A 13849-nucleotide genomic window follows, 5' to 3' on the forward strand; every position below is an offset into this window, starting at 1 on the left:
CGGCTCCGGACCCGGCCCAGCACCGTTCGCAGGCAAGCCATCCGGAACTCCTCCACGCGGGGCGTGCCCCGGAACCTCACCCGGCCGCACCGCCTCAACCACCCGCGTCGGCTCCGGACCCGGCCCAGCACCGTTCGCAGGCAAGCCATCCGGAACTCCTCCACGCGGGGCGTGCCCCGGAACCTCACCCGGCCGCACCGCCTCGACCACCCGCGTCGGCTCCGGACCCGGCCCAGCACCGTTCGCAGGCCGCCCGCGCGGTCCGCCTTCCGCACCACCGCGGGCACTCGGCCCAGCCGCCGCACCACCGCGGGCACTCGGCCCAGCCGCCGCACCACCCCGGACGCTCGCTCCGCCCTCCCCACCGCCGCCGGCACCCGGCCCACCACCATGGACACTCGGCCCGCCCTCCGCGGCGAACGTGCTCAGGCGGGTGCCGTCGCAGTACACCCACCGCTCGTGCTCGGCGTCGTACAGCCAGACCGATTCGCCGTCCACGACCATGCCCACGCGCAAGCCGTGGGTCCTGGCCCGGAAGGTCTCGCCGTCGCCGGCGCCGCCCGCGAGCTCCTCCGCCGCGCGCCGGTAGCGGCCCAGCGCGTCCTCCGCCCGGGCGAGCAGCGGGCGCGGGTCCGCCGTGCGGGTCAGGGCGTGGCCCGCGGCGGGCGGGGCGCTCGGGACGGAGACGAGGAGCCTGCCGTCGACCCAGGCCGACCAGCCGTTGGCGCAGACGACCTGCCCCCAGTCGCCGAGCCGGTCGACCAGTTGGACGGGCAGCAGCGCGTCCAGCGGGGTCGTGGGCCGGTTCACGTCCGGTGTCTCCCAGGCGGGAAGACCGTCCTGGGGGACGACGTGGGTGGGGCGGAAGTCCACGGGGGTGGGCATCGGATGTACTCCTCCTACTTCCGCATGACGGCGGGTTCGTGCCGGCGCAGCAGCCTGGCGACCACAAACCCGAACACGACGGAGAGGACCACCAGCATCCCCATGTTGATCAGCCACATGCTCGTGGAGTGCCGGAACAGCGGATCGGTGGTCAGGTCACCCGGCACGATCCTGCCGAGGCCGATCGTGCCCGCCATCGCGCCGAGCGCCCAGCGCGACGGCACGAGCCACGCGAGCTGCTCGACCCCGGGCACGCCGTGCAGCTTCAGGAGGGCCCCGCAGAACACGACTTGGACGATGGCGAGGAGCACGAGCAGCGGCATCGTCACCTCCTCCTTGCGCACCAGCGCCGAGACGAGGAGCCCGAGCATCATGGCCGTGAACGACAACAGGGCGACGGCCAGCGTGATCTCGACAAGGGGTGGCATCAACACGCCTTCGCCGCCGGGTGCGTTGAGGTCGACGCCGAGCAGGGCGACCAGGGTCAGCACGACGGCCTGCAGCACCGTGATCGTGCCGAGCACGACGACCTTGGACATCAGGTACGCCGATCTGGAGAGCCCCACGGCCCGTTCGCGCCGGTAGATGACGCGCTCCTTGACCAGTTCCCGTACGGCATTGGCCGCGCCGGTCAGGACTCCGCCGACGCAGAGGATCAGCAGCGCGTTCATCGCCGTTTCCTGGGTCAGCTTGCCGCCGGCGAGCGCGCGGGCCATCGCGCCCATCACGAACGGCAGCGCGATCATGATCGCGAGGAACGTCCGGTCGGCGCCAAGCGCGGCCGCGTAGCGCCGCACCAGCGTACGCAGTTGAGAACCCCAGCTCTGCGCCTTCGGCGGCGCCGCGAAGGCGACACCCGGGGCCTCGCCGCCCCGCGCCTGCTCCTGATACGGCTGCGCGGAGGAGTTGACGATGTACTGCTGATGGAACGGCGAACTGCGGTAGTCCCCGGCCCAGTCCCGTTCGTGATCCCCCTCGAAGGCCTCGAACGCCTCCGGCCACTCCCCGAAGCCGAAGAACGGCAGCGAGTCGCGGGGCGGCCCGTAGTAGGCGATGCGGCCGCCCGCGGCGAGCACGAGGAGCCGGTCGCACACATCGAGGCTGAGCACGCTGTGCGTGACGACGATGACGGTACGGCCGTCGTCGGCGAGGCCGCGCAGCATGTGCATGACCGAGCGGTCCATGCCGGGGTCGAGTCCCGACGTCGGCTCGTCGAGGAAGAGCAGGGACGGTTTAGTCAGGAGTTCCAGCGCGACGCTCACCCGCTTGCGCTGCCCGCCGGAGAGGCTGTGGATGGGCTGGTCGACGCGCTCCTCAAGACCCAGTTCACCGATGACCTCGTCGACCCTGGCCCGGCGCTCCGCCTTCTCGGTGTCCTGCGGGAAGCGCAGTTCGGCGGCGTAGCCAAGGGCACGGCGCACGGTGAGCTGGGAGTGCAGGATGTCGTCCTGCGGCACGAGACCGATGCGCCTGCGCAGCTCGGCGTAGTCGCGGTAGAGGTCGCGGCCGTCGTAGAGGACGGTGCCCTCGTCGGCGGGGCGCAGGCCGGTGAGGGCGTTGAGCAGGGTGGACTTGCCCGCGCCGCTCGGGCCGACGACGCCGAGCAGGCACTTCTCGCCGACGGGGAACGAGATCTTGTCGAGCAGCCGCTTGCGGCCCTTGTCGACGACGACCGTCAGCTCCTGCACGTCGAGCGACACCTCGCCGGTGTCGACGAACTCCTGCAGTTCGTCGCCCATGAGGCAGTACGCGCTGTGGCCCACGCCGATGATGTCGCCCTGGACGACCGGGGCGCGGGCGACCGGCTGGCCGTTGAGGTAGGTGCCGTTGTGGCTGCCGAGGTCGGCGATCTCGTACGTGCCGTCCGGCAGGACCCGCAGTTCCGCGTGCCGGCGCGAGACGATCAGGTCGTCGATGACCAGGTCGTTTTCGTGGGCGCGGCCGATGCGGACGGTGCGGGCGGGCAGCGGGCGCACGGTGGTCGGCTGCCGGAAGGTGCCGGTGGCCGACGGCGTACGGACGGCAGAGGGACGCTCGGGGGCCGCGGGAGCGGCGGGGGCGGGCGGCTCGCGGCCGACGAGGACCGCGCGCGGTCCGTCGGCGAGATTGCCGAAGTGGATGACGCTGCCGGGGCCGACGCCCCACTCGTGGATGCGATGCCCGTCGGCGTACGTGCCGTTCGTGCTGTGCTCGTCCTCGATCATCCAGTGGTCGCGCTCGGCGTGCAGGACCGCGTGGTGCCACGAGACGCGGGCGTCGTCGATGAAGATGTCGCTCAGCGGGTCGCGGCCCACGTGATAGTCCCGGCTCGGACTCATCACCGTGGAGCCGGTGTCGGTCTCGAGGACGAGTTCGGGCGCAGTCGGGGTGACGGACCGCTCTCCCATGCCCGAATTCTACCTATTCGGGCATGTTCACGCCTGTGCGCGGCCAGGAAGCCGAGCCCCCGCCGCCCCTCAGGCGTCGCCGTACGCCTCTCCCCCGAGCTCGAACGAAGCGCTGCCCGCGGTCGCGTCCGCCAGCCAGGCCCGGAAGGTCTCGACGTCGGACTCGGGGAGCCCGATCTCGATGGCCACCGCGTCGCCGTAGCGCACATCGCGCACGTCGCGTCCCGCCGACCGCAGATCGTTCTGGATCTTGCCCGCGCGCTGGTGGTCGACGGTGACGGTGGCGAGCCGGAAGCGTCTGCGGGTCAGCGTGCCGACCGCGTCCAGGGCCTCGCCCACCGCCCCGCCGTAGGCCCTGATCAGACCGCCGGCGCCGAGCTTGACCCCGCCGTAGTAGCGGGTCACGACCGCGACCACGTAGCGCATGTCGCGGCGCAGCAGCATCTGCAGCATCGGCACACCCGCCGTGCCGCCGGGCTCCCCGTCGTCACTGGCCTTCTGCACCCCTGCGTCGGCCCCGATGACGTACGCGAAGCAGTTGTGGGACGCCGACGGGTGCTCCTTGCGGATCCGCGCGACGAAGTCCTGCGCCTGGGCCTCGGTGGCCGCCGGCGCGAGCGCGCACAGGAAGCGCGAGTGGTTGATCTCGGTCTCGTGCACGGCCTCGCGGGCCACTGTGCGGTACTCGTCCTGCATCGTGCCAGGGTAGGCGCTCGCCCCGGACGGGCCGACCGCGGATGCCGTGGCCGTCCGCCCCGGGATCCGCGCCCCCGTTCGGGCCGCGACCCCGGTACGGTGATCCGTTGTGACGTCATCTACCCAGAGCGTGCCTCAAGTCCCCGGCGGTATCGACGTGTTGGAGTCGCTGCTCGCGGCGGCGCCGGTCACCGTCGTGGAGACCCGCGAGGACCCCGCGGATCCGTTCCTCTTCCCCGAGGAGGCGGACGCCGTGGCGAAGGCCGTGGAGAAACGGCGCCGCGAGTTCGCCACGGTCCGGCAGTGCGCCCGCCAGGCGCTCGCCGGCCTCGGGGTGCCGCCCGTGCCGATCCTGCCGGGACCCAAGGGCGCGCCCGGCTGGCCCGACGGCATCGTCGGCAGCATGACGCACTGCGCGGGCTACCGCGCCGCCGTGGTGGCCCGCGCCGCGCAGGTCACATCGGTCGGCATCGACGCGGAGCCGGCTGCCCCGCTCGCCGACCCCGATGTGCTGAGGCTGGTCACCGACGAGACGGAGCGCGCGGCCCTCGCGGGTCTCGGTGTGCTCCATCCGGACGTGCCCTGGGACCGGCTCGTCTTCAGCGCCAAGGAGTCCGTCTACAAGACGTGGTTCCCGCTCACCGGGCGCTGGCTGGGCTTCGAGGACGCCCGGGTGGAGCTCGCACCGGACGGCACGTTCACCGCGGCGCTCCTCGTGCCGGGGCCGACGGTCGCGGGCGAGGAGGTCACCGGCTTCTCCGGGCGCTGGCTGATACGCGACGGGATCGCCGTCACCGCCATCGTCCTGCCCGTCACCCCTCCCCCGCCCGGTACGTAGCCGTCCCGGCCCCCGCCCGGTAGGTGGCCGTCCCCGCCAGCCAGGTGCCGAGCACCCGCACCTGCCGGATCGCCATCGGGTCGACGGTGCGCGGGTCCGCGGAGAGCAGGACCAGGTCCGCGGGCGCGCCGGGCTCCAGGGCGAGCCGGTCGTCGGCGCCCGCCTGGTGGGCGACGCCGCTGGTGGCCGCCGCGAGCGCCTGCTCGACGGTCAGCCGCTGGTGCGGGGTCCAGCCTTCCGGCGGCTCCCCGTCGAACGTCCGCCTGGTGACGGCGACTTGGATGCCCTCCAGGGGCTCGTGCGAACTCACGGGCCAGTCGCTGCCGAAGGACAGCCGCACGCCGTCGCGAGCCAACTGCCCCATCGGGTACTGCAGATCGGAGCGCTCGACGCCGATCCGGGGCAGCGAGAGCTCGGTCTGCAGCGGGTCGGGCTGCGCCCACAGGGGTTCGAAGTTGGCGATCACGCCGAGCGCGGCGAACCGCGGCAGATCGGCGGGGTCGACGACCTGGACGTGGGTGATCACGGGCCTGCGGTCCCAGGCGGGGTTGGCCCGGATCGCGGATTCCACCGCGTCGAGCGCGGCCCGTACACCCGCGTCCCCGATGGCGTGGATGTGCGTCTGGAAGCCGTCGGCGTCGAACTCCCGCACCGCTTCGGCGAGTTGCTTCGGCTCCCAGACGGGCATGCCGCAGCTGTGCGGCGCGTCCAGGTACGGGGTGAGCATGGCGGCCGTACCGCCCTCGATGACCCCGTCGCTGAAGAACTTGACCGTCCGCGCGGACAGCAGCGGGCCGCCTTCGGCCGCGACCCGCGCGCGGGCCGCGTCGAACGGCTTGCGCTGCTCCCGCCACCGGTCGGGGTCCGCGCGCTGGGCCAGGTCGGCTCGGAAGCCGAGCGCGCCGCGCCGGGCCGCGGCGAGATAGGCGTCCACCATGTCCGGTTCGACCCAGGCGTCCTGGACCCAGGTGATGCCCGCGCTCGCGTACGCGCTGCCCGCTCGGCGCAGGGCTTCGACCAGTTCGTCCTCGTGACGTGACGGCACCTGGTCGAGCACCAGGTCGCAGGCGTGCCACTCGCGCAGGGTGCCCAGCGGAGAGCCGTCGGGCCGCCGGACGATCCAGCCGAGGCGGGGGTCCGGGGTCGTGTCGCGCACCCCGGCCCTGCGCAGCGCCTCCGTGTTGCACCACACCGTGTGGTAGTCGTCGGCGCGCAGCGCGACGGGCCGTTCGGACACGGCCGCGTCGAGCCAGCGGGCGTCGAACTCCCCGTCGGGGGCGAGCGCCGGATCGTAGGAAGCGCCGACGATCCACTCCGCATCCGGGTGTTCGGCGGCCCACCGGCCGACCTCCGCGACGATCGCGTCGACCGATGCCAGGCCCTTGATCCGCGGCCCGAAGCTCTCCAGGCCGCCGAAGAGCGGGTGCGCGTGGCCGTCCCCGAAGGCGGGCAGCAGCAGCCCGTCCCCCAACTCGACGACCTCGTCGGCCACTTCGGCCAGCGCGCGGGCCTCGCCCCCGAGCGCGACGACACGGCCGTCGCGCACGGCGAGCGCCGTGGTGTCCCCGTAGGTCTCGCTCCCCGTGCGGACCGCCCCGAGGAAGACCCTCGTCGTCACTGCCTTCACCATGCGGTTGTTCCCCTCCATCACACGCTCGTCCTTGTCCTGCCCCGTCACACGTTCTCCGCGTCCACCGTGGTCAGTCGTTCGTACGCCCGTGGATCGCGCCGTCCGATGCGCAGCGCGAGCACCGCGCCCGCCACGAACAGCGCGGGCAGCGGCGCGATCAGCGCCACGTTCACGCCGCCCGAAGCCCCTGTCAGGAGGTCCAGGTTGGCGCAGACGAGCACGATCAGCACGGCAAGTCCCGCGCACGCGACAAGCGGTGCGGCGATCACCCGCCAGGCGGGCATGCCCCTGCGATCGCGGCGGAAGAAGCCGTACACCGCGAGCGCGGCGAGCGCCTGCATCAGCATCACGCCGAGGATGCCGGAGCCGTTGCTCCACAGAAACGTGACGGTGTACGGATCGGCGCCGCTGACCATGGTCACGACGACCACGGAGAGCGCGAGTGCCGACTGGACCACGACCGCGGCGGCGGGCGCGCGCGTCTTCGCGGACACGGTGCCCAGGCGGCGCGGCAGCAGGCCTTCGCGGCCCAGGGCGTAGAAGTAGCGGGCGGCGCCGTTGTGGAAGGCGAGGGTTGCCGCGAAGGCGCTGGTGATGATCAGTACGTGCATGGAGTCGGCGGCCCAGGCCCCCGCGAACCGCTCGGTGGCCGTGAAGACCATGTCGGCGCCACCCTCGCCTTCGGCGACCGCCTGCGCCCGGTCGGAGCCGTACGCGTTGATGATCATCCAGACCGTGCAGGTGTAGAAGAGCGCGAGGAACGCGACAGCGATGTACGTGGCGCGCGGCACCGTGCGCCCCGGCTCCCGCGCCTCCTCCGCGTAGATCGCCGTCGCCTCGAATCCGACGAAGGCGCCGATGGCGAGCACGAACATGCCGCCCACGCCCGCTGCGCCCAGCTGCTCGGGCGAGAGCGTGCCGGGGTCGAGACCTCGCGGACCGCCGCCGTGCGCGAGCACCCCCGCCTCGAAGACCAGCAGCACGAGGACTTCGAGCACGAGGGCCACGCCGAGGACCTTGGCGCTCAGCGTCACCTTCAGATATCCGAGCACGCCGATGGCGACGAGTCCCCCCAACGCCCATATCCACCAGGCGACATGAATGCCCGTCAGGTCCGCGAACCCCGACTCGGTGAACCAGCCGAAGGCGACGAGCAGTCCGGCCTCGATGGCGTTGTACGAGAAGAGCGCGACGTAGGCCGAACCGGCTCCCGTGGGGCGGCCGAGCCCCCGGCCGATGTAGGCGTAGAAGGCACCGGCGTTGCGCACGAAACGGCTCATCGCGGTGAAGCCTGCCGCGAAGACGATGAGCAGCAGCCCCGATGTCAGATAGCCGAGCGGCGCCGCCTCGCCGGCCATGGCGATCGCCAGCGGGGCCACGCCCGCCATCACGGTCAGCGGCGCGGCGGCGGCCACGACGAAGAAGACCAGGTCACCGGTGCCGACGGCGCCGCCGCTCAGCCCCTTGACGGTGGGGTCGGATGACGGTGGCGCCGTGGACCTGGGGGTGGGTGCGGTCACGCGCGTACTCCCGAGTTCAGGTTCCGGAGAGACGTAAACTAAAGCCTTTAGTTGGGGCTGGGCAGGACCGTACTCTGCACACGGGCCACTGTGAAGACCGCATCCGCAGACGGGAGTCACCAGACCATGAGCAGAGGGCGACCTCGCATACCGGTGCTCAGCGCGGAACTCATCGCGCGGGAGGGCCTTGCCCTGATCGACGCGGAGGGCGCCGACGCGTTCAGCCTGCCCCGGCTCGCCGCGCGGCTCGGCGTGAAGACCGCCTCGCTGTACAACCATCTGGACGGCCGCGCGGAGGTCATCGAGGGCGTACGCCGCCTGGTGGTCGAGGAGATGGACGTCTCCGCCTTCGACACGCTGCCCTGGCCCGACGCCCTTGCGGCCTGGGCGCGTTCCTATCGCGACGCGTTCGCGCGCCATCCGAACTCGATCGACCTGCTCGCCACGACGACCATCAGCTCACCGGCCACTCTGACGATGTACGAGGCGGTGGTCACCGCCCTCGCCCGCGGCGGCTGGCCGCAGGATCGCCTCGTCGCGACGCTGACCAGCGTCGAGTCGTTCCTGCTCGGTTCCGCCCTGGACCTGGTCGCACCCCCGCTGATGATCGACCCGGCCGGACACGCGCCCCGGGTCCCCGTCCTCGCGGCCGCGCTGGAGAGCGCCGTCGGCGGCAGCAAGGCGGGGCGGGCCGACGAGGCGTTCGCGTCGGGGCTCGACGCGCTGATCCGGGGGCTGGTGGCCCAACTCGCGGAGGTTCGCGGGGAGTAGGGGAAGTTCGCGGGCGGGGGGGGGGGGCAGGGGTCAGCGGGCGCCGTCTGCCGGGGTGGCGAGCGTCGCCCAGAACATCGCCTCGTAGCGCTGGAGCAGCTTCCCGTGGCGCAGGGCCCGGCCCGTCACCCCCGGGCCGCGGTCGAGGCCTTCCTGCACCGCCGCGAGGGCCTGCCGTTCGAGGTCGGGCGCGGGCTCGGCGAAGAAGGCGAAGAACGCGCACGCCTCGTCGCTCAAGCCGTAGTGGGCCGGCAGCGCCCGGGCGAGGGTGGCGCAATAGCCGCCCCAGGCGGCGAAGTTGGCGGTGAGGGCGAGGACCACGTCGACGGGTTCGCCGTTGAGGGCGAGCCAGGCGACGTACGCCGGATAGGCCTGGCAGCCGGCCTGCGGCTCATAGGCCTCCGCGGCGGCCTTGTCCACGCCGCAGGCCGTGACGAGCGCGCCGAGCCGGTCGAAGGCGAGCGTCTCGCCTTCGGTGAGACCGCGGAAGAAGTCCGCGCACCCGGGTGCGCCCGCGGCGGCCGAGCGTGCGGCCAGATGCGCGAAGGAGCGGCGGTCGGCGGGGATCACGGAGCGCTGCTCCAGAGCGAGAGCGGTGATCACGGAGGGGTCGGCGGAGCCGTCGGCGAGCCTCGGCACGAGCGGGTTGGCCGACGGGTCCGGTGCGAGCTCCGCCCGTACGGCATCGAGCAGTTCCTGTGCTGTCCGCGTCATGGTCCGGCCTCCTGGGGGGTTCGGCGGAACTTCTCGGCACCTCTGTTAGTTTCTACATTGCTGTAGAAACAAGCGAGGCGCCGGCCCGACAACACAACGGGCCGGGATCTCGGCAACGTAAGACAACGTATGGAGTTCTCATGGCCCTCTGGGACCGCGTCAAGGAATCCGCATCGACGATGCAGACCCAGCTCATGGCGAAGAAGAACGACCTGAAGAGCGGCGCCTTCCGTGACTCCAGCATGGCGATGTGCGCCCTGGTCGCGGCCGCCGACGGTTCCATCGATCCGTCCGAGCGGCAGCGGGTGGCCCAGCTCATCGCCACCAACGACGTACTGCAGAACTTCGAAGCCGACGACCTGCGGCGCCGCTTCGACGAGAACATCGCCAAGCTGACGGCCGACTTCGCGTTCGGCAAGGTCAGCGTGTTGCAGGAGGTGGCCAAGGCGAAGAAGAAGCCCGCCGAGGCCCGTGCCGTGATCCAGATCGGCATCGTCATCGGCGGCGCCGACGGCGACTTCGACAAGACCGAGCAGGCCGTCGTGCGGGAGGCGTGCTTCGCGCTCGACCTGCCGCCGCACGAGTTCGACCTCTAGCGGGCCCGGCTGCCGGTCACAGTGGCGTGGCCGCCCGGAGGATCAGGACCATCGTGACGGCGGAGTTCGCCGATGACATCGCGGATACGACGGTCCCCGCGGCGGCACACGACAGCGCGAGCCCCACGCCGGTGAACCCGGTGACCCCTGTGAACATCGCGGGCCGGATCCGCGCGGTGGGCGCGGGCGCGAGGAGCGCGGCGACCCGGCGCGGCACGGGTCCCGGCGCGGCGAGCCCCGCGAGCGTCGGCGCCGGAGTCGCACCCGCCCCGGATCCCGCCCCGGACGCCAGCGCCGCCTTGCCGATGGCGCGCGCGACGACCGTGCGGTCCCGCACGGCGCGGGCCGCGTCCTCGTCGGCCCACCGTTCGGTCGTGAAGGTCAGGGAGGTGCGCAGCGGGCGCAGGAACGGGTTGGCGCGCGCGGCCAGTTGGGCGGCCAGCAGGAAACGGTGGTGCCGGGCGGCGAGATGGGCCCGTTCGTGGGCGAACAGGGCGCGCCGCTCGGGCGGTTGAAGTCCGGCAAGAAGCCCCGTGCTGACCACGATCCGGCCGCGCCGCCCGCCCCGGAGTCCGCCGGGCAGGGCATAGGCGTACGGGACATCGTCGTTCAGCACGGCCACCGGCGAATCCGGCAGCCCGCCAAGCGCCCGCAGGCTCCGCCGCCGGACCCGGAAGTGACGCAAAAGCGCCCGCGAGCAGGCCACGCACACGACGATCAGCGCGGGAATCGCCGCCTTCCCCGCGAACTCGTCGTAGGGCACGGCAGCCCGCACCTCGGGGTCCGACCAGCCGTCCGGCAGCGGGTTGCCCGGCAGTTGGGCGGTTCCCACGACCATCAGGAGGGCCAGGCACAGCGTGCTGCAGACGGCCATCACCCCGGCGACGGCGCCGAGCAGCCGGGTCGCGGTGCGCGGATGCAGATGCTGCTCGGCAAGCCGCGCTATCGGCCACGCGCTCAAGGGCAACACCAACGGCAGAAAAACAAAGACCCCCATCCCCGCGTCAGCCCTCCACCCGCCCCGAGCCCGCCCCGCCGGCACCGACACCGCCCGGCCGGGCGGCACGGTCCGCATCCGGCTCTGCGGCGTGGGCTGCATCCGGGCCTGGGGAATGGACTGCATCCGGGCCCACACCATCAGCCACATCCGCACCCGGGGCATGCTCCACATCCGCACCCGCGGCATGGCCCGCTGCCACACTCGCAGCACGGGCCCCATCCGCCCCCGCAGCATGGACCGCATCCGGCCCTACCGCACGGACTGCACCCGGGCCCGCGCTATCACCCGCACCCGCACCCGCGACAAGGTCCGCTTCCGATCCCGCTGCACGGGCCGCGCCCGCCCCCGCAGCACGGGCCGCATCCGCCCCGGCGGCACGGACTGCACCCTGGCCCGCGCCATCACCCGCACCCGCACCCGCGACACGAGCCGCATCCGCCCCCACAGCACGAGCCACATCCGAGCCCGCACCACCAGCCACACCTGCACCCGCGACAAGGTCCGCTTCCGCACCCACGGCACGAGCCAGATCCACCCCCGCCGCCCCCAGCAACCCCCGCAGCACCTGCTCATCATCAGCCGACAGCGTGGTGACGAAGCTGGCGAGTACCGCCTCGCGGTCGGGTTCGCCGTCGAGGACCTTGCGCATGCGCAGCGCCGCGAGGCCCGCCTCGTCGGCCGCCGAGGTCCATGTGAAGTGGCGGCCCGTGCGTTCGCGGGTCACCGCGTTCTTGGCGAGGAGGCGGGTCAGGATCGTCATCACCGTGGTGTACGCGAGGTCGCCGCCGATCCGCTCCTGGACCCAGGCCGCGCTCACGGGGCCCTGCGCACCGTGCAGCGCGGCAAGCACCTGCGCCTCCAACTCGCCCTGCGCGCGCCGCCGAAGACGCGGTCGCCGCTCCCCGCGCTCATGCTGCGCCATGCTCGTCTCCTCCTCGACGCCGGTTCCCGACGGCTCGGCCGACGGTTGTCTTGACGGCTCCTCACGGAGCGCCACATCGTAACGGGACGCGGTATCGGGACGCGGCACCCCGCGAGCTTCTACAGTGCTGTAGATTTTACCCCTCCGGCCCTGACCACGGCCGGTCGGCACTACACCTCAGGACTCAGGAGGACATCGTGGGAGTTTCCCTGGCCAAGGGCGGCAACGTCTCACTCAGCAAGGAGGCACCGGGCCTCACCGCCGTCCTGGTCGGTCTCGGCTGGGACGTCCGCACGACCACCGGCACGGACTACGACCTGGATGCCAGCGCCCTGCTCTGCGACGAGTCGGGCAAGGTCGTCTCCGACCAGCACTTCATCTTCTACAACAACCTCACGAGCCCGGACGGTTCCGTCGAGCACACCGGCGACAACCTCACCGGTGAGGGCGAGGGCGACGACGAGGCCGTGAAGGTGAACCTCGCGCAGGTCCCCGCCACGATCACGAAGATCGTCTTCCCGGTGTCCATCCACGACGCCGAGAACCGCGGCCAGAGCTTCGGCCAGGTCCGCAACGCGTTCATCCGCGTGGTCAACCAGGCGGACAACGTGGAGATAGCCCGCTACGACCTCTCCGAGGACGCGTCCACGGAGACCGCCATGGTCTTCGGCGAGCTCTACCGCCACGGCCAGGAGTGGAAATTCCGCGCGGTCGGCCAGGGTTATGCCAGTGGGCTGCGCGGCATCGCGTCGGACTTCGGCGTCAATGTCTGACGTACGCATCCCGTAGTCACCCGGCCATCGGTGAAGGAGCAGGACGTGTACGGCGATCCGGCGACAGTGCGCAAGATACTGACGGAGCTCGGAGACACCTGGGCGGTCGTGGGCCTGTCCTCGAACCAGGAACGAGCGGCGTACGGAGTCGCGAGCGTGCTGCAGCGGTACGGCAAGCGCATCGTCCCCGTCCACCCGAAGGCCGAGACGGTGCACGGCGAGAAGGGCTACGCGTCCCTCTCCGCCGTGCCCTTCGAGATCGACGTCGTCGACGTGTTCCTGAACAGCGGGCTGGCGGGCAAGGCCGCCGACGAGGCCGTCGAGATCGGCGCGCGGGCGGTCTGGTTCCAGCTGGGCGTCATCGACGAGTCCGCGTACGAACGGACGCGGGCGGCGGGCCTTGAGATGGTCATGGACCGCTGCCCGGCGATCGAACTGCCCATGCTGCGCTAGGCCACGGGCCTCCCGGCCGCACCGCCGCTTCCGGTGGCGCCCGGGAGGCTCGCCCGCCTCCTACGGGATGTCCGCACGGAACTTCTTCGTCAGGTCCGCGCCGCGGATCACGCCGCCCGTGTGGTACTTGAGGCCCCAGGCGTCGATCACCGAGCCGTCGCCAAACATGCAGGCGGAGACGACCTTGGCCGCGTCGGTCTCGCCCTTCTTGGCCCAGCCGCCACCGTCCGTCGCTTTCGGGCCGTACATGGCTGTGCCGTTGATGGACTTGCAGTAGCCGATGGACGGGTTGCCCGGGTGGCCGCCCGGGTCGGCCGGCTTGTGGACGTAGGCGAGTGCGGCCAGGGTCGGCTTGTCGGCGGCCAGGGTGTCGGCGCCGATCGTGATCTTCGTGCCGTCCTCGCCGGTGAAGACGCACATCTCGCGTTCGCCGCCGAGCTGCACGATCTGGGTTCCGGTCTTGGTGTAGTACGGGACCTGCTGCTGCGGGGCGCCACCCTGCTCGGTGCACCAAGTGGCGTCGGCCGACGGGCGCTTGGCGGAGTGCCCGGCCGGGGGAGCGGCCGGGTGGGGGGGGGCGGTTGGCCCCCCCCAACAGCCCCAGATCACCAACCCGACGCCCCCCGCGAGGGCGTTGGTAACCATCACCCATGCACAACAAGCG

General features: G+C 72.1%; 13 protein-coding genes and 1 pseudogene. 5 read left to right on the forward strand and 9 right to left on the reverse strand.

Annotated elements, in window-relative coordinates; translation table 11 throughout:
- The 3 genes from ACFWY6_RS20590 to ACFWY6_RS20600 form a co-directional block, all read right to left on the reverse strand.
- On the reverse strand, nucleotides 1-885 hold an 885-nt coding region (locus ACFWY6_RS20590; RefSeq protein ID WP_384692239.1), incomplete at its 3' end, for a hypothetical protein.
- 14 nt (nucleotides 886-899) lie between these two features.
- Nucleotides 900-3272 carry an FHA domain-containing protein gene (locus ACFWY6_RS20595; protein WP_384692241.1) on the reverse strand — a complete coding sequence of 791 codons (2373 nt, stop codon included), beginning with the start codon at nucleotides 3270-3272 and terminating at the stop codon, nucleotides 900-902.
- Between the two features lie 69 nt (nucleotides 3273-3341).
- The gene (locus ACFWY6_RS20600) at nucleotides 3342-3968 is read right to left on the reverse strand and encodes a YigZ family protein (RefSeq protein ID WP_384692244.1); all 627 of its coding nucleotides are present in this window, start codon (nucleotides 3966-3968) and stop codon (nucleotides 3342-3344) included.
- Between the two features lie 157 nt (nucleotides 3969-4125).
- Between ACFWY6_RS20600 and ACFWY6_RS20605 the strand changes: the two genes are divergently transcribed.
- Nucleotides 4126-4806, forward strand: a complete 681-nt coding sequence (locus ACFWY6_RS20605) for a 4'-phosphopantetheinyl transferase (protein WP_384692276.1) — start codon at nucleotides 4126-4128, stop codon at nucleotides 4804-4806.
- Here ACFWY6_RS20605 and ACFWY6_RS20610 read toward each other — a convergent pair.
- Together ACFWY6_RS20610 and ACFWY6_RS20615 are read right to left on the reverse strand one after the other, a co-directional pair.
- The gene (locus tag ACFWY6_RS20610; RefSeq protein ID WP_384692246.1) at nucleotides 4781-6484 is read right to left on the reverse strand and encodes an amidohydrolase; all 1704 of its coding nucleotides are present in this window, start codon (nucleotides 6482-6484) and stop codon (nucleotides 4781-4783) included. The two genes, ACFWY6_RS20605 and ACFWY6_RS20610, sit on opposite strands and share 26 nt — an antisense overlap.
- Nucleotides 6481-7956, reverse strand: a complete 1476-nt coding sequence (locus tag ACFWY6_RS20615) for an APC family permease (RefSeq protein WP_384692248.1) — start codon at nucleotides 7954-7956, stop codon at nucleotides 6481-6483. The genes ACFWY6_RS20610 and ACFWY6_RS20615 overlap by 4 nt, the downstream gene beginning before the upstream one ends.
- Before the next feature lie 126 nt (nucleotides 7957-8082).
- On the opposite strand from ACFWY6_RS20615, the gene ACFWY6_RS20620 reads away from it, so the two are divergent.
- On the forward strand, nucleotides 8083-8727 hold the full coding sequence (locus tag ACFWY6_RS20620; RefSeq protein WP_384692249.1) for a TetR/AcrR family transcriptional regulator: 645 nt from the start codon (nucleotides 8083-8085) through the stop codon (nucleotides 8725-8727).
- 33 nt (nucleotides 8728-8760) lie between these two features.
- Here ACFWY6_RS20620 and ACFWY6_RS20625 read toward each other — a convergent pair whose 3' ends face one another.
- A complete protein-coding gene (locus ACFWY6_RS20625) occupies nucleotides 8761-9441 on the reverse strand; it encodes a transcriptional regulator (RefSeq protein WP_384692251.1) in 681 nt (226 codons plus the stop codon).
- Nucleotides 9442-9581: 140 nt separating this feature from the next.
- Here ACFWY6_RS20625 and ACFWY6_RS20630 point away from each other — a divergent pair, with 140 nt between their 5' ends.
- Entirely contained in the window at nucleotides 9582-10037 is a 456-nt protein-coding gene (locus ACFWY6_RS20630; protein ID WP_384692253.1) for a tellurite resistance TerB family protein, read from the forward strand.
- A 16-nt stretch (nucleotides 10038-10053) separates the two neighbouring features.
- Here the strand turns inward: ACFWY6_RS20630 and ACFWY6_RS20635 are convergent, their stop codons facing one another.
- Entirely contained in the window at nucleotides 10054-11034 is a 981-nt protein-coding gene (locus ACFWY6_RS20635; protein ID WP_384692257.1) for a M56 family metallopeptidase, read from the reverse strand.
- A 532-nt stretch (nucleotides 11035-11566) separates the two neighbouring features.
- Nucleotides 11567-11959 (reverse strand): annotated as a pseudogene (locus tag ACFWY6_RS20640) (BlaI/MecI/CopY family transcriptional regulator); the annotation flags it as partial.
- A 197-nt stretch (nucleotides 11960-12156) separates the two neighbouring features.
- Between ACFWY6_RS20640 and ACFWY6_RS20645 the strand changes: the two are divergent.
- Together ACFWY6_RS20645 and ACFWY6_RS20650 are read left to right on the forward strand one after the other, a co-directional pair.
- Nucleotides 12157-12732 (forward strand): TerD family protein, encoded by a 576-nt coding sequence (locus ACFWY6_RS20645; protein ID WP_384692259.1) that lies wholly within the window; start codon nucleotides 12157-12159, stop codon nucleotides 12730-12732.
- 45 nt (nucleotides 12733-12777) lie between these two features.
- Entirely contained in the window at nucleotides 12778-13185 is a 408-nt protein-coding gene (locus tag ACFWY6_RS20650; RefSeq protein WP_384692279.1) for a CoA-binding protein, read from the forward strand.
- 60 nt (nucleotides 13186-13245) lie between these two features.
- Here ACFWY6_RS20650 and ACFWY6_RS20655 read toward each other — a convergent pair.
- Nucleotides 13246-13849: hypothetical protein (locus tag ACFWY6_RS20655; protein WP_384692262.1), on the reverse strand; the 604-nt coding region annotated here is incomplete at its 5' end.

Source organism: Streptomyces sp. NPDC059037, assembly GCF_042740015.1.
GTDB lineage: Bacteria > Actinomycetota > Actinomycetes > Streptomycetales > Streptomycetaceae > Streptomyces.